This window comes from Maribacter sedimenticola (assembly GCF_900188415.1).
Classification (GTDB): Bacteria; Bacteroidota; Bacteroidia; order Flavobacteriales; family Flavobacteriaceae; genus Maribacter; species Maribacter sedimenticola.
In genome coordinates this window covers 138,479-154,909 of the sequence record NZ_FZNV01000007.1, presented here as the reverse complement: position 1 = coordinate 154,909, position 16,431 = coordinate 138,479, and the positions used below count along the sequence as shown (strand labels likewise).

Sequence of the window (16,431 nt, the reverse complement as noted above, 5' to 3'; positions counted from 1 at the left end):
TCACAATCGGTCAGGGGAAGTACGGTTTGTGTATATCCTGTTCCGGGTGAATTGCAGCTTTCCACTGTTGGAGCAACGGCGTAATTATCCCCATCTGCATCCAGGTACCAGGTGGAAACTTCGAATACGTTCGGGTCGCTGTCATCACAATCGGTCAGTGGAAGTATGGTTTGGGTATATCCTGTTCCGGGTGAATTACAGCTTTCAACAGTTGGAGCCACAGCGTAATTATCGCCATCGGCATCCAGGTACCAGGTGACAACTTCGAATACGTTGGGGTCGCTGTCATCACAGTCCGTTAAAGGAAGTACGTTTTGCGTATATCCTGTTCCGGGAGAGGTACAGCTTTCAACAGTGGGGACCACCGCATAATTATCGCCATCGGCATCCAGGTACCACGTTGAAACTTCGAATACGTTGGGGTCGGTATCGTCACAATCGGTAAGGGGAAGTACGGTTTGGGTATATCCTGAGCCTGGGGAGTTCGTGCTTACAACAGTAGGCGGCACAGCGTATCCGTCTGCATCTGCATCTAAATACCAAGTATATTCAGTTGTGCTTCCCAGATTTTCATTTAACGCAATTACAAGGGATGTAGATTTATCAAAGCTAATTTCATTTCCGGCAGCATCAGTTTGTGTTGAAATATTGTTACTTGAACTAGGATGCATTACGGACATAAATAAAAATCGATTATCTGGCGAAAATGTAATTCCCGTAGGTTCAGCACCTAAAGGAACAATACCAAAAATTTCTACTTGCGGATTTGCTTGGGTATGTCCATTTTTTACAACCCATATATAGTTGTCATCGCCATCTTGTAAAACCCAAAGGTTACCGTCATTGTCAAAAGCTAAATTGTCATTTCCATAACCCCAATTTACTGAAGATGTACCGCTGGCATGCGTAATATTGTACGTCATATTGCCAACAAACGTTTCCATATTGACAACAGTTGTGCCATTTATGGGGTCAGAATCTTGAAAACGATATACTTGGTCCTCGTTTTTTACGGCAAAATAAATATAGCCGTCAGGACCAATTTCTACATCTTCTATACCGTTAAATACCGTTGCTCCTACTGCCGTACTTTGGGCAACAGTAGTGTTGCGTTCTTCTTTTGTAGTATTATTTATTTGAATCCAATCTCCTGGTCCATTTTTTGACCCCTTATAGACATATAATTTTCCACTGCTTAAATCTTGGGGAGCATCAGCAACAAATTTGTAAAGATACCCTACAGCGGCATCAGCACCTTGATACGCCGTTCTTTGATTGTTGTGAATGACTAAATTCTCATGTTTAAAATTGCCTAGTGCCCAGAGTTTATCGATTACTGTTTTGGTAACAGGATCAATTTCAACTGCCCATCCTAAATCGTCATATCCATCATTATTCTCATCCCTATTCGGATAATTATCCAATCGCTCTTGAGAGGTGTGCTCTTCACAGCTCACAATTGTATTCCATGGGGTTACAGTACCAGAGCAATTATAAATGGTCCGAACAAACGAACTGAAATCTACCCGTGCCGATAATGTGGTTGCCCATAATTTGGAAGTTGGGTTATAGTTGATATCCAAGATGGAGACACCACCTGGGTTGGTTTCGGCATTGATACTTAAATAGCCGTTATCACTACTACCGTTTACAGGTACATATCCAGTAAAATCTGTATTTCTAGGTAATGTTCCGCCTTCTGTTAAGGCATCACCTTCAGTTATGATAGTTTGAAATGTATGTGTAGCTGGAATGATGAAATCCGTATTCTGAGGCGCTGGATTAACCGAAATAAAATCTCCAATATTTTGTGCTTTGCCATTGAAAGCAATCAATACAAGTAATATAAAATAGTTTTTCATTCCAACTTTAAAGTTTATTCTTCAAATGGATTATTGAAGAATGTTAACAAGTCTACGTTTAAAGGGGAAAATGGAAGTTATTAAATAATATCGAAGTAAATTTTTTACTTCGATTAAGTACTCATAATGAATGCTTAAGGTGATATATCTATTTGAAAATCAATTGTATTTGTGGGTTGAGGGTGCTTATCCTAAAATCATACCGGCAATAGTGGCAGAAAGCAAGGATGCTAAAGAACCTCCTAATACTGCTTTCATGCCAAATTCGGATAAAGTTTTACGTTGCCCCGGTGCTAGTGATCCTATACCACCGATTTGGATACCGATAGATGCGAAGTTTGCAAAACCACAAAGCATATAGGTGGCCATAATAATAGATTTGTTAAACTTTAAATGTGGTAGGGTAGCCATGTCTTTTAATTCGGCCAATTGAACATAGCCTACAAATTCACTTGCTACTAATTTAATTCCAAGCAATTGTCCCATTAACATAATGTCTTCGTTAGCTACGCCAATAAGCCACATTAATGGTGCGAATATAGTACCTAGTATAGCCTCTAAAGAGAATTTTGAATATGAGGTGTTTTCAGCTATCCAGCCATTTAATTGCGTTAAATCTCCGGTCCACTCTAGAATACCGTTAACCATTGCAATAATAGCTACGAATACTAAAAGCATTGCGCCAACATTAACTGCTAATTTTAAGCCTTCTGTTGTTCCGTTAGCAATGGCATCCAATACATTGGAGCCAATCTTTTCAGATGAAACGTGTATATCCGTATTTACTTTTTCGGTCTGCGGATATAACATTTTAGATATTACGATTGCTCCAGGAGCTGCCATAACAGAAGCCGCTAGTAAATGCTTAGCAAATACTAATTGTAACAATTCATCTTCACCACCTAAAAATCCGATATAAGCAGCTAAAACTGCACCGGCAAGAGTTGCCATACCGCCAATCATGACCAATAAAATCTCTGATTTGGTCATTTTTTCTAGATATGCTTTTATCAATAAAGGAGCTTCTGTTTGACCAAGAAATATATTTCCGGCAATAGAAAGACTCTCAGGTCCTGAAATACCTAAGGTTTTAGAAAGTGCCCAAGCAAGCCACTTTACCACTTTTTGAATGATCCCTAAATAAAAGAGTAAGGAGGTCAGGGCGGAGAAAAAGATAATCGTAGGTAATACTTGAAAAGCGAAGATATAGCCAAAGGTACCCGTGTCTACCACTAATCCTTCAAATAAAAATTTACTACCTGCTCGGGTAAATTCCAAAATGCTGACAAATATTTTTCCAATTTGCTCAAAAACCAATTGGACGAAAGGAACTTTCAAAACACCAACGGCAATGACCAATTGCAGTGCCATACCTATGCCCACCGTTTTCCAATTGATTGCTTTTCTATTTGAGCTGAACAAGAAGGCCAATAATAAAAGTACGGCCATTCCAAGAATTCCCCTGCCCAAGCTGTTAAGGGAAAAACCTTCAGTGGCAGTCATTTCCATAAGTTCATTAGCCGAAATGTTCTGTACGGTATCAGCTTGTGACTGTAGTACTTCATTATCTTGAGCAAATGTCATTGAGGTGAATATTAGTGCAAAAAATAGCAGCCATTTGCCCTTTTTCATAAATTGTAAATTTGTGTTTAGTTCCGTTTAGAGATTTCGTCCCTTAATTTTGCGGCTTTTTCGTAGTCTTCATTGCTGACCGCTTTTTTAAGCTCTGCATCCAATTCTTCTATAGTAAGTTCCGTATAGCCGTCAGATGCGCCGGATTCAATTTCAATGGTCTCCCCTTCCTGTAAAATTTCGTCTACCATAATGCTGTCGTCATTTTCTTTTTGCTCCTTTTCCTTTGATGAAAATTTCAAGAAAATACCAGCTTTGTCAAGAATGGTCTTGTAAGTGAAAATAGGTGCTTGAAACCTTAGAGCCAAGGCAATGGCATCACTGGTTCTTGCGTCTATAATCTCTTCAATACCTTCTCTTTCGCAAATAATGCTCGAATAAAAGACGCCATCTACCAATTTATGGATAATGACCTGTTTGATAACGATATCAAAACGATCTGAAAAATTCTTGAACAAGTCGTGGGTCAATGGTCTTGGGGGCTTAATTTCTTTTTCCAAGGCAATTGCAATGGATTGTGCCTCAAAAGCTCCAATGACAATAGGAAGCTTACGGTCGCCCTCTACCTCGTTCAGAATAAGTGCATAGGCACCATTTTGAGTTTGACTGTATGAAATACCCTTTATTTTTAAACGTACTAGACTCATATTTTATTTACTAAAAAAGGCTGTTCAAAATACTTGGGGTTCCAACTACCTGAACAGCCCTTTAAGGGGCACAAAATAACAAAAAATTAGCCGTTTTGGGCCTTAAATTCCTTTAATTTTTCAATCAATTGTGGAACGACTTCAAAGGCATCGCCAACTATACCGTAATCAGCGGCTTTAAAGAAAGGTGCTTCAGGGTCATTATTAATGACCACTTTTGTTTTTGAGGCGCTAACCCCGGCCAAATGCTGTATTGCCCCGGAAATACCTATGGCAATATAAAGGTTGCTGGCAACGGGCTTACCCGTTTGGCCCACATGCTCGCCATGGGGTCTCCATCCAAGGTCGGATACTGGTTTGGAACATGCGGTTGCAGCTCCTAGAACATCTGCAAGTTCTTCTACCATTCCCCAATTCTCAGGTCCTTTAAGTCCTCTACCGGCAGAAACAACAATATCCGCATCGGCTATGGTTGCCTTACCTACAACCTTGTCGATTTCTACGGACCTCGTTGCATTTGATATTCCATCCGTGGAAACACTGAATTCCTCTACCGATATATCTGTTTTATTTTCTTGGACGCCGTAGGCATTATTGGATACACCAATAATCTTAACATCCGTTTCAAGTTGTGTATGGGCAAAACCCTTGTTACTGAACGCCGTTCTTTTAACGGTCAACGGAGAAACGCTTTCAGGTGCCGCCACTACATTTGGTACATAGCCAGCTGTTAAATTGCCCGCCAATAAGGGTGCTAAATATTTTGTATCCGTACTGGAGCTAAGGATGATTACCTTGGCATTTGTACTTTTAACGGCTTGCCCTAAGGCTGCGGCATAAGTACTGGCATTGAAGGTTGAAAGATCTTCATTGGCAATATGCATAACTTTGGATACGCCATAATCCGCAAGTAGTTCGTTTTCGGAGTTGTTAAAGGATACGGCGGTAACCGTGGTATCCATCATTTTTGCTACTGCCGCTGCGTAGGAAGCGACTTCAAAAGCATTTTTTTTAAATTTTCCTTTTTCAGATTCTGTATATACTAATACTGACATGTTATCATTTTTTAGATTTACCCTAATCGGGCTTTTATATCACTTTGGCTTCATTATGGAGCAAGTCTACCAACTCATCTACAGAAGTAGCAAGTTTAACCTGTCCTTTTGGAGCCGGCTTGTCAAATTTTTTGTCCACGGTAGTAGTTAGGCCATCTACAGGTTCTAGAACGGTCAGGCTTTTCTTCCTTGCCATCATGATGCCGCGCATATTTGGAATACGAAGATCGCTCTCCGCTACCAAACCTTTTTGTCCTCCTACGACCAAAGGAAGCGTACTGCTTAATTTTTCCTTACCGCCATCTATTTCCCTAACTGCACTAACATTGTTGCCATCAACCTCTAAACTAATACATGTATTGATAAAGTTCATATTGGTCAAAGAGGCCAATATGCCCGGTACCATTCCGCCATTATAATCAATGCTTTCCCTTCCGCCAATTACCAAGTCGTAATTTCCGTTCTTGACAACCTCGGCCAATTGCTGGGCTACAAAAAAGCCGTCCGTTGGTTCTGCGTTCACCCTAAATGCCTCATCTGCGCCTATGGCCAAAGCCTTACGCATAGTAGGTTCTACAGTAGGTCCGCCAACGGTCGCTATATGTACCGTAGCACCTTGTTTTTCCTTGAACCACATAGCCCTGGTCAGTCCAAATTCATCATTGGGGTTGATGACGAACTGCACCCCATTGGTGTCAAATTTAGTATCACCGTCCGTAAAATTTATTTTCGAAGTGGTGTCAGGAACATTACTTATGCAAACTAATATTTTCATGTATATAAACTTTAAATCAATGACCACGAAGATAACCATTTAATTCCTAATTTACTATGCATGCATAGTAAATTTTATAACTTTTTTTGAATAGGGCATTCTATTAATTGACATTATATTTGCTATTTTTGCATGCTTTCTAGCATATAACAAAGAATAATATTTTCCATAGATGAAAACACTACAATTTAGAGAAGCGATAGCCGAGGCCATGTCCGAAGAAATGAGAAAGGACGAGTCTATCTATTTAATGGGTGAAGAGGTAGCGGAATATAACGGTGCATACAAGGCTTCCAAAGGTATGTTGGATGAATTTGGCCCTAAAAGGGTAATTGATACGCCAATATCTGAACTTGGTTTTGCCGGTATAGGTGTGGGTTCAACCATGACGGGCAATAGACCTATTATAGAATTTATGACCTTTAATTTTGCATTGGTAGGTATTGATCAGATCATCAACAATGCTGCTAAGATCAGGCAAATGTCCGGTGGTCAGTTTCCTTGTCCTATTGTATTTAGGGGTCCTACGGCTTCTGCTGGTCAATTGGCGGCAACGCACTCCCAGGCTTTTGAAAGTTGGTATGCCAACTGCCCGGGCCTAAAAGTAGTGGTGCCATCTAATCCTGCAGATGCCAAAGGGTTGTTGAAAGCGGCCATAAGGGATGATGATCCGGTAATTTTTATGGAGTCTGAGCAAATGTATGGTGACAAAGGTGAAGTGCCGGAAGGTGATTATACCATTCCGTTAGGAGTTGCGGATATTCGTCGAGAAGGAAAAGATGTTACCATAGTTTCTTTTGGTAAAATAATTAAGGAAGCTGATAAAGCAGCAGATGAATTGGCAAAAGATGGCATCAGCTGTGAAATTATAGATTTAAGAACCGTAAAGCCTTTGGATTACGAAGCGGTATTAAAATCTGTGAAGAAAACCAACCGTTTGGTAATTTTGGAAGAAGCTTGGCCATTTGGAAATGTTGCCACTGAAATCACCTATCATGTACAAGCACATGCGTTTGATTATTTGGACGCCCCGATCGTCAAGATAAATACTGCGGATACACCAGCACCTTACTCCCCTGTTTTATTGGAAGAATGGTTGCCAAATGCTACAGATGTAGTTAACGCCGTAAAAAAAGTTTTATACAAATAATATAAAGTTTTGTAAAGTACCTTAGCTTCTCCGACCAAGTCTGGAGAAGCTTTTTTTATTAATATGTTGTTTGTGGCCAAAATAAGCTGAGCTCAAGGAAAATTTATGAAAGATATATTCTTTGCAATTTTAGGCTTGCTGTGTTTTACAGTAAGCGCCCAGACCAAGGTGGGTGGCATTGTGGTAGATGAGCTAGGTGAGCCCGTATCTTTCGCAAATGTATTTTTTAAGAATTCTACGGAAGGTACCATTACAAATGATGATGGTAGGTTTTATTTGGAATCTGAAACCGATTACACTACCCTGATCGTCTCATTTATAGGATATACCGAGTATGAGTTAGAGTTGACCTCTAAAGTTATGTATGATTTGACGATCACTTTGGGCGAAGCGGCGGAACAGCTGAACGAGGTTGTTTTAATTGCGGGAAAACAATCCAAAAAGAATAATCCCGCCATAGATATTCTACGTAAAATTTGGGCTAAAAAACGTCAAAACGGGGTAAGGCAATTCAATCAATATGCATTTGATAAATATGAAAAGGTAGAGTTTGACCTCAATACCATTGATAGTGCATTGATTAAAAGTAAAATATTCAAAGGGTTGGAATTTGTTTTTCAGGATTTGGATACCTCTAGAATTACGGGGAAAACCTATTTGCCCATTTTCCTGAACGAAACATTTTCCAAGGTATATGGTGATAATAAGTTAAAAGAGGAAAAAGAAGATGTACTGGGCAATAAGAATTCCGGGTTTGAAAATAACCAGGCCATTATAGCCTTCGTTAAGGATTTGTACCAAGAGTATGATGTCTATGATAATTACCTCAAGTTTTTTGATAAGAGCTTCACCAGTCCGCTGTCAAGAACCGGTATAGATACCTATAACTATGCCTTGCGCGATAGTGCCTTTATAGATAATAAATGGTGCTATAATATTGTGTATTATCCACGGCGTAAAAACGAGTTGACCTTTAAGGGTGATTTTTGGGTAAACGATTCTACCTATGCAATCAAGAACATTAACCTACAGGTTACTAAGAGTGCCAATATAAATTGGGTAAAGGAGATTTATATTGAGCAGGATTTTGAAGTATTGAACGATTCTGTTTTTCTGCTAAAACGGGATTATATGTTAAGTGATTTTAGTTTTAATAAAAAAGAAGAATCCAGAGGATTGTATGGCAAACGAACAACGGTATACGACAACTATGAATTTAACGTGGTAAGACCACGGGAGGTATATAAAAAGGACCGTAATCCGTTAGACGTTAACCAAATCATTAAGGATGATGAATTTTGGGAAAAGAATAGGTTAGAATCATTGAATAAGGACGAAAAAGGGATATATACTTTGTTGGATACCCTCAAAACCGTTCCAAAATTTAAATCGTATTATAATATTGTCAGTATTCTAGGCTCTGGTTATGTAGAAGTGGATAAATGGAATTTGGATTTGGGTTCTGTCTACGATTTTTTTGGATACAACAGTGCGGAGGGTCCTCGTGTACGTATTGGTGCCAGAACCTACTTTGGCCAAAATGACCCTTGGCGAATAGAAGGGTACACCGCTTATGGTTTTACAGACCATAAATTTAAGCACGGTCTTGCCGGAAAATTTCTGGTCGATAGAAACAGTAGGTTTATCATTTCTGGAGGAAACCGTAGGGATATTGAGCAACTAGGGGTAAGTTTAACGGCAACCAATGATGTGCTCGGCAGAAGTATAGCCTCCTCATCTTTATTGACCGTAGGGGCCAATAATAGGTTGACCAACATTAATTTAAGCGCCCTTAATTTTGAAATAGAGCCCCTAAATAATTTTAAGGTTTCCATGGGTGGAACTTTTAGGACCTTAAGTTCCGCACTGCCCAATGATTTTAGTTTGGATTATGTGGATGCAGAATCGCCCACGGGGGTATCTTCGGAGATTAGGCAATTTGATTTTAATGCCTTGCTTTTATATACGCCTGGTAAGAAAACTATTGGTTATGGGGTGGAAAGAAGGGATGTTAATGATACATACAGTACATTGTTGTTGAATTTCACCAAAGGAACCAAAGGGGTATTGGGTAGTGATTTTGATTATAGCAAATTACAATTTTCCTATAGCCAACCATGGCAATTGGGTGGATTTGGTAGGTTGATGAGTACCGTGGAATTGGGTAAGACGTTTGGTGAAGTACCTTTGGGCCTTTTAAGTGTGGTACCGGGAAACCAAACATTTTTCTCTAATTATGGCTCTTTCCCCAACTTGGATTTTTATGAATTTGTGACGGATACTTATGCATCGGTACATTTGCAGCATAATTTCAATGGTCGCTTTTTCTCCAGAATACCCTTTTTAAGAAAAATGAACTTACGTGAAATTGTGGCTATAAGAGGTGTATGGGGAGACTTGTCAGATGCAAATAAGGCATTGAGTGCCCCGGCAACGATAAACACTCCGTTAAGGGCTCCTTCGGAAAAAATCTATTATGAATATTCTTTTGGTATAGGTAATATCTTTAAGGTATTTAGATTGGATTTCAATTTCAGGGGAAATTACTTGGATAATCCAGATGCACGTCCCTTTGGGGTCACCGGCACGTTTGGATTTGTCTTTTAATTCAATTAAATTTTACAATTATAACTAATAACTAACGTTTCATTCACAGCAACAAATAAATAATTAGAAATATGGCAGCAGGAAAAGGATTGACCTTTGATGTGTTAATAGAAATTCCAAAAGGAAGTAGAAATAAATACGAATACGATTTTGCATTGCATAAAATACGTTTTGACCGTATGTTGTTCTCTTCAATGATGTATCCGGGAGACTATGGTTTTATTCCAGAAACCCTGGCGTTGGATAAGGATCCCTTAGATGTATTGGTAATGGGTACGGAGCCTACTTACCCAATGACCGTTATGGAGGTAAAGCCAATAGGTGTTTTTCATATGACCGATGAAAAAGGTCCCGATGAAAAGATAATATGCGTGCCGGTTTCTGATCCGATCTGGAGCAATAATAATGATATCAGCGATTTAAACCCGCATAGATTAAAGGAAATAGAGCATTTCTTTCAAGTGTATAAAGATTTAGAGGAGAAAAAAGTTGATACTGGAGGATGGGGAGATTCCAAAGAAGCAATAGAAATTTATCACGAATGTGTTAAGCGATATAACGAAAGTGAACATAAAGCAAAACGCACTTTTGTGATTTAAGCAACGATTATAGTTTTTAAAGCCACTTTTTGTAATAAAAAGTGGCTTTTTTTATTCTATTCTAATTTACTACTTTAGCCGGGCTAATTTTATAACTAACTAACAGAAGATTAAATGGAGTCACTAATGATTTACATGCCAATTGCAATGGCAATTTTAGGCCTGGTTTACATGGGTATTAAGCGATCTTGGGTAATGAAACAAGATGCCGGAAATGGTAAAATGAAAGAAATTTCAGATTACATTTATGAAGGTGCCCTTGCATTTTTAAGTGCAGAATACAAACTTTTATCCGTTTTCGTAATTGTGGTAAGTGTTTTACTTGCCATAGTTTCCTTTATAGTGCCTACAACACATTGGTTAATTGTAGTCTCATTTATATTTGGGGCTATTTTTTCCGCTTTTGCAGGAAATATAGGAATGAAAATTGCCACCAAGACCAATGTTAGGACCACTCAGGCTGCACGAACAAGCTTGCCAAATGCATTGAAAATTTCTTTTGGCGGTGGCACGGTTATGGGACTTGGTGTAGCAGGGTTGGCCGTATTGGGACTTACCATATTTTTTATAGCATTTTTCCAATTTTTTATGGGAGGTATCTGGACCTCTACTATGGATATGACCATAGTCTTGGAAACATTGGCAGGTTTTTCCCTTGGTGCTGAATCCATTGCGTTGTTTGCACGTGTAGGCGGAGGTATCTATACAAAGGCTGCCGATGTGGGAGCGGATTTGGTAGGTAAGGTAGAGGCAGGAATACCTGAGGATGACCCACGTAACCCGGCAACTATTGCGGATAATGTAGGTGATAACGTAGGTGATGTCGCCGGTATGGGGGCAGATTTGTTCGGTTCGTATGTAGCAACGGTTCTTGCCGCAATGGTATTGGGAAATTATGTAATTAAGGATATGGGAGGTAGTATTTCAGATGCCTTTGGGGGTATTGGTCCGATCTTACTACCAATGGCCATTGCAGGAGCGGGGATTATTATTTCTATTATAGGAACCATGCTGGTAAAGATAAAAAGTAATGATGCCAAAGAGGCTCAGGTTATGGGAGCTTTGAATGTAGGTAACTGGACATCTATAGTCCTAGTGGCCGTTTCTTGCTTTGGACTGGTAACTTGGATGTTGCCGGAAACCATGCAAATGGAATTTTTTGGGGAAGGAATACAGGAAATTTCCTCAATGCGTGTATTCTATGCTACATTGGTAGGTTTGGTAGTAGGTGCAGTAATTTCTTCGGTAACTGAGTATTATACTGGATTGGGAAAAGCTCCAATTTTAAAAATCGTTCAACAATCATCAACAGGTGCAGGAACAAACATTATCGCGGGTCTGGCAACAGGTATGATATCCACCTTCCCGTCAGTATTGTTATTTGCGGGTGCAATTTGGGCATCGTATGCTTTTGCAGGTTTTTATGGTGTGGCCTTGGCCGCTTCTGCAATGATGGCCACAACGGCAATGCAATTGGCTATAGACGCTTTTGGTCCAATCTCCGACAATGCGGGTGGTATTGCGGAAATGAGTGAACAAGAACCGATAGTAAGGGAAAGAACGGATATTTTGGATTCTGTTGGGAATACTACGGCAGCAACAGGTAAAGGATTTGCTATCGCATCCGCGGCATTGACTTCTTTGGCCTTGTTCGCGGCCTATGTAACTTTTACAGGAATAGATGGTATCAATATCTTTAAAGCTCCGGTATTGGCAATGCTATTCGTTGGTGGTATGGTACCTGTAGTATTTTCCGCATTGGCAATGAATGCTGTGGGTAAGGCGGCCATGGAAATGGTTCAGGAAGTAAGGCGTCAGTTTAGGGATATTCCGGGAATTATGGAAGGAACCGGCAAACCGGAATATGATAAATGTGTAGCTATTTCTACACAGGCATCGCTAAAAGAAATGATGTTGCCAGGATTGTTGACCATTGGTTTTCCTTTGGTTATCGCATTTGCCCCGTTATTGTTCGGGATGAATAAATTGGCTATCGCGGAAATGCTAGGCGGTTATATGGCCGGTGTTACCGTATCCGGGGTATTATGGGCAATTTTTCAGAACAACGCAGGTGGCGCTTGGGACAATGCCAAGAAGTCGTTTGAGGCCGGAGTGGAAATTAACGGAGAAATGACCTATAAAGGTTCAGAGGCGCATAAAGCAGCCGTTACCGGTGATACCGTAGGAGATCCGTTTAAGGATACATCCGGTCCTTCTATGAACATTTTAATAAAGTTGACCTGCTTGATCGGTTTGGTCATAGCACCTATTTTAGGTGGACATACGGAAGATGGCGTTACCATGCTAAAAGATACCAAGGAGGTAACCATTGAGATGAATGTGGAAAATGATGATTTGGCCCAGGCCATTGTCACCTATTCAACCATGGTTAACGGTAAATCTGTAATAGAGGAAAAAATATATACTGGTACAAAAGCTGAAGTAGAGGCACAACTAAAAAAGTTTGAAAATGCCAGTATTGAAAAAAAGGGGACGAGTACAGAGGTTACCATAGAAAAAGTAGAAATCAATAAGTAGTTAGGAAGGGTTACCCTAACTATTTAAAAACCATCAGTTTTATGCTGATGGTTTTTTTTATTCCTTTATTGTAGTTTAAAGGTAATAGGAATTGAAAATGACACTTGGACCGCTCTGCCCCGTTGTTTGCCCGGACTCATTTTTGGTAGTTTAGAAAGAATACGGACAGCTTCTTTTTCCAATAATTCATGCGGGCCTCTTTTTTGTATATTGCTAATACTGCCATCATTGTTGATCACAAATTGAGTATTTACTCTTCCCTGTTGACCCATTTCCTGTGCTAGTTCTGGATATCTAAAGTTTTTCTTAATGTGTTTTTGCATCATTTCATTAAAGCAGGCTCGTTTATCCGTTTCTTTTTCGCACCCTGGGAAAATAGGAACTTCCTCAATAGTTTTCCAAATAACTTTGACTTCTTCCTCTTCTTCTATGACTTCAAATTCAGAAACATCTACAACTTCGGTCTCTGTATTGACTTCAATGGCAATAACTTCCGTTTCCTCTACGGGGTCATTGTCATCTACTATTTCAATTTCAACAGGGAGAACGGGTGGTTTTGGTGGCGGTGGAACCACTGTTTGAAAAATTGGGGCGTCTTCTATAATATCCAGGTCAGGTTTGTTCATTCCTACTTCGTCATAAACGGATTGGTCAAACGTTTTCCATTCCAAGGCTACATATGCCATTGTTAAAACTATTAGTAGTCCAAAAACAAAGTAGGTGGCACTTTTTTTGTTGAGGTCTTGCTGTGGATTTTTTTTTGGTTTCATAATTAGGGTTTTAGACTTGTACTGTACAAGTATGATTATAGCGCTAAAACTATTTGTATTGAGCGCGATATACAACGGGTAATGAGCGTGCGGTAGTTTTCAATGAGTGAATACACGCTCCAATGACCGTTTTGACCTCTTAAGGTTAGATTGTAACTTAATTGATGTAATTATTGCAATAAAAATTTTAAAGGTTGTTGAAAGACCGTAATTTTAACACCATGGGTATTTTTAAGAAAGATAAACTTCAGATCATCAATTTTCAGTCGTACGGTAGTGCAAACAGGCTTTACGTACGTGGCCGTGCCATTGAAGATGAGAATATAGATTTGGATCAAAAGGGAATCTTTAACTTAATGCAGAATACATGGAAAAGATTTGAGACCGATGAGATCAGGAACACGGCCATTAAGATAACCCTATCCAATGGAAAAAGCGTGCAAGGCACTACAGATGATGATGGCTATTATTTAATTGACGAGGATATTAACGGTCTACATGATCTAGCAAACGATGAAGGTTGGGTAAATTTTGAGCTATCTTTTACGGATACCAATCTAAAACGTGAAATCCTTTTAAAGAATAAGTTCCCTGGCGAAATGCTTATTCCTAGCGAGCATGCCAAATTTGGGGTAATTAGTGATATTGATGACACCATATTGCATACGGGGGTGGTATCTTCCTTAAAATGGAAGGTTATTATCAACACTATGTTCAAAAGGGCTACCAAGCGTAGGCAGTTAGATGGCGCTTCTGATTTCTATATGAAGTTGCACCATGGGAAAACAGGAGATGAAGCTAACCCTATTTTCTACGTAAGCCATAGTCCATGGAACCTTTACCGCTATCTACAACTTTTTTTAAAAACGAATAATTTTCCCAAGGGCCCTCTTTTACTGCGCAGTATGGCCAGTTTTAGAATGCGAAAGAAAAATGACGAAAAACCACAAAAACAGAGAGAGATCAGTAATCTTTTGAAGTCATACCCTGATCTTCCGTTTATTTTGATAGGCGATAGTGGAGAAAAGGATGGGGATATATATCAGGAAATTTCTACGCTTTTTCCAGGTAGGATCAAGGCAATATATTTAAGAAGCGTAAACGATGCCAAACGAATGGCGAGAATAGAAAATCTTTTTGTGGACTTTAAGGACATCCCTTTTCTTATGGTCAATAAAACCAAAGAGGCCATTGCCCATGCCAAGGACCACGGGTTTATTTAGGTTGATAAATGTTTTTAATAGGCATCCATCTAGACGCATCAAAATCATTTAAGGCGTTTATCAATTGAAAATGTCGGTAATCTTGTATATCTGCAGGAGTAATCAATTTGGTTTGTATGTTGTTCTCGGCCAGTAATCTTGCTCTACATGTACCTTTGAGCAATGGTGTGGAAGGGGTAAATATTGTTGATCCATCGGTAAACAATATATTGCAATATGAGGTATCCGTAATTTGGCCTTTACATATGATCAAGACATCATCGGCATTTTTTCTGTTTTGGTAAAGAGAATTCAGATGTTCACGATCGGTAAATTTATGGGGGTACGTAATGGTATCGTCATAAACCAATTGCAATGTAGAAGGAAGGGAATTTGTGTAAGGTGTAATCTGCCATTTTTTATCTTTAAGACCGTATGCTATTCTTAATTTATAGTTGATGTCTAGGTCTAATTCTGGTAGGGAAACATTTTCGAACAAAGAATAGGCCGGTCTGTTATTAAAATAAGCGAAGTAAGAACTGGCAAACCTTTTTTCATGGTAGACGGCATTTTTTATTTGGCCATTGCCTATATGTACGGATTCAAATAATGGGTACATAAATTTTTTCTAATAGTTCTTGGTATTCTTCTTCTAACGTACTCAAATGCGTTATACCGCCACCACTTCTGTAAATTAATTGGCCGTCATTATTTTCTATAAAGCGAATACTTACGGCGCTGTCAATATCCTTGCCGTCAAAAATACCGAATACGCCTGTGTAAAAGCCTCTTGGCGTAGTCTCCGCATGTTCTATGATCTCTATTGTTTTCTTCTTGGGCGCTCCGCTTATAGAACCCGCCGGCAATGTTTTTAAAAGTAGTGCGGCAAAATTATATTTCCAGTCCTTAGGTAAATTACCCTGAATTTCTGTACTGGTCTGCAGTAATTCTTGGGTTCCTTTTTTAATTTTTTCAACATACCTAAATTTGTTGACCTTAACATTTTTTGCGATCATGGACAGATCGTTGCGTATAAGATCCACAATGGTATTGTGTTCGTATAATTCCTTTTTATTGGACAGCAATTGAGCCTCTGCATCTGGTACATCATTGTTGATCGTCCCTTTCATCGGATAGGAAAATATGGAATCGTCCTTAGTTTTGATGTAACACTCGGGTGAAAAAACAATAAACTTGTCCTTGAACCATAATTTATATGGTGCGGATGCATTTTGATAAATTTGTTTTAGTGAGGCCTTGGTATGTAATGGTGTGGAAAAGGTTAGGTTCAATAAAAAACTATTGCCGTTTTTTAATTCATTCTGTACTGTATGGAACGCTTTTATATACGCATCTTTATTAAAAGGCTCGGGCCGTAGGTCAATAGATGTAGCGGTAGCTGTTAAAGGTTGTAATTGCCGGTCATTTCCATTGCCTTTAATGTTAAAATAAATGTCTTGGGCCGCGGCTTCTTGAAAAGAGTAGGCCAACTGTTCGGATTTTTGAAAATCTATGATAAAAATAAAGGGCTGGTCATTTTTAAGAAAGTGACGTACCTTTTTTTCAAAATCGTTCAAACGTGGTAAATATTTAA

13 protein-coding genes are annotated in these 16,431 nt (G+C 39.2%); 5 read left to right on the top strand and 8 right to left on the bottom strand.

The genetic code is table 11. From position 1 onward, the window contains the following. The 5 genes from CHB68_RS16000 to CHB68_RS15980 all read right to left on the bottom strand — a co-directional run. Positions 1-1,862: PhoX family protein (locus CHB68_RS16000; RefSeq protein WP_143815223.1), on the bottom strand; the 1,862-nt coding region annotated here is incomplete at its 3' end. Between the two features lie 186 nt (positions 1,863-2,048). Continuing rightward, positions 2,049-3,494, bottom strand: coding sequence for a NupC/NupG family nucleoside CNT transporter (locus CHB68_RS15995; RefSeq protein WP_089262473.1), 1,446 nt, complete (start codon positions 3,492-3,494; stop codon positions 2,049-2,051). A gap of 17 nt (positions 3,495-3,511) precedes the next feature. Then, complete coding sequence (locus CHB68_RS15990; protein WP_089262471.1) at positions 3,512-4,141, bottom strand: bifunctional nuclease family protein; 630 nt, start codon at positions 4,139-4,141, stop codon at positions 3,512-3,514. Positions 4,142-4,227: 86 nt separating this feature from the next. Beyond that, positions 4,228-5,196 (bottom strand): electron transfer flavoprotein subunit alpha/FixB family protein, encoded by a 969-nt coding sequence (locus tag CHB68_RS15985; protein ID WP_089262469.1) that lies wholly within the window; start codon positions 5,194-5,196, stop codon positions 4,228-4,230. A gap of 34 nt (positions 5,197-5,230) precedes the next feature. Beyond that, positions 5,231-5,971, bottom strand: coding sequence for an electron transfer flavoprotein subunit beta/FixA family protein (locus tag CHB68_RS15980; protein WP_089262467.1), 741 nt, complete (start codon positions 5,969-5,971; stop codon positions 5,231-5,233). A 172-nt stretch (positions 5,972-6,143) separates the two neighbouring features. Here CHB68_RS15980 and CHB68_RS15975 point away from each other — a divergent pair, with 172 nt between their 5' ends. From CHB68_RS15975 to CHB68_RS15960, 4 genes are all read left to right on the top strand, one after another. Further along, positions 6,144-7,121, top strand: coding sequence for a pyruvate dehydrogenase complex E1 component subunit beta (locus tag CHB68_RS15975; RefSeq protein ID WP_089262465.1), 978 nt, complete (start codon positions 6,144-6,146; stop codon positions 7,119-7,121). A gap of 105 nt (positions 7,122-7,226) precedes the next feature. Beyond that, complete coding sequence (locus CHB68_RS15970; RefSeq protein ID WP_089262463.1) at positions 7,227-9,728, top strand: DUF5686 family protein; 2,502 nt, start codon at positions 7,227-7,229, stop codon at positions 9,726-9,728. A gap of 71 nt (positions 9,729-9,799) precedes the next feature. After that, the gene (locus CHB68_RS15965) at positions 9,800-10,327 is read left to right on the top strand and encodes an inorganic diphosphatase (RefSeq protein WP_089262461.1); all 528 of its coding nucleotides are present in this window, start codon (positions 9,800-9,802) and stop codon (positions 10,325-10,327) included. Between the two features lie 114 nt (positions 10,328-10,441). Then, entirely contained in the window at positions 10,442-12,865 is a 2,424-nt protein-coding gene (locus CHB68_RS15960; RefSeq protein ID WP_089262459.1) for a sodium-translocating pyrophosphatase, read from the top strand. Positions 12,866-12,930: 65 nt separating this feature from the next. Here the strand turns inward: CHB68_RS15960 and CHB68_RS15955 are convergent, their stop codons facing one another. Continuing rightward, positions 12,931-13,635 carry an energy transducer TonB gene (locus CHB68_RS15955; protein ID WP_089262457.1) on the bottom strand — a complete coding sequence of 235 codons (705 nt, stop codon included), beginning with the start codon at positions 13,633-13,635 and terminating at the stop codon, positions 12,931-12,933. Positions 13,636-13,856: 221 nt separating this feature from the next. Between CHB68_RS15955 and CHB68_RS15950 the strand changes: the two genes are divergently transcribed. Beyond that, on the top strand, positions 13,857-14,858 hold the full coding sequence (locus tag CHB68_RS15950; protein ID WP_089262455.1) for an App1 family protein: 1,002 nt from the start codon (positions 13,857-13,859) through the stop codon (positions 14,856-14,858). Here CHB68_RS15950 and CHB68_RS15945 read toward each other — a convergent pair. Together CHB68_RS15945 and CHB68_RS15940 are read right to left on the bottom strand one after the other, a co-directional pair. Then, the gene (locus CHB68_RS15945; RefSeq protein WP_089262453.1) at positions 14,851-15,456 is read right to left on the bottom strand and encodes an aminotransferase class IV; all 606 of its coding nucleotides are present in this window, start codon (positions 15,454-15,456) and stop codon (positions 14,851-14,853) included. The two genes, CHB68_RS15950 and CHB68_RS15945, sit on opposite strands and share 8 nt — an antisense overlap. Then, entirely contained in the window at positions 15,440-16,414 is a 975-nt protein-coding gene (locus CHB68_RS15940) for an aminodeoxychorismate synthase component I (RefSeq protein ID WP_089262450.1), read from the bottom strand. The genes CHB68_RS15945 and CHB68_RS15940 overlap by 17 nt, the downstream gene beginning before the upstream one ends. Positions 16,415-16,431: the final 17 nt, after the last annotated feature.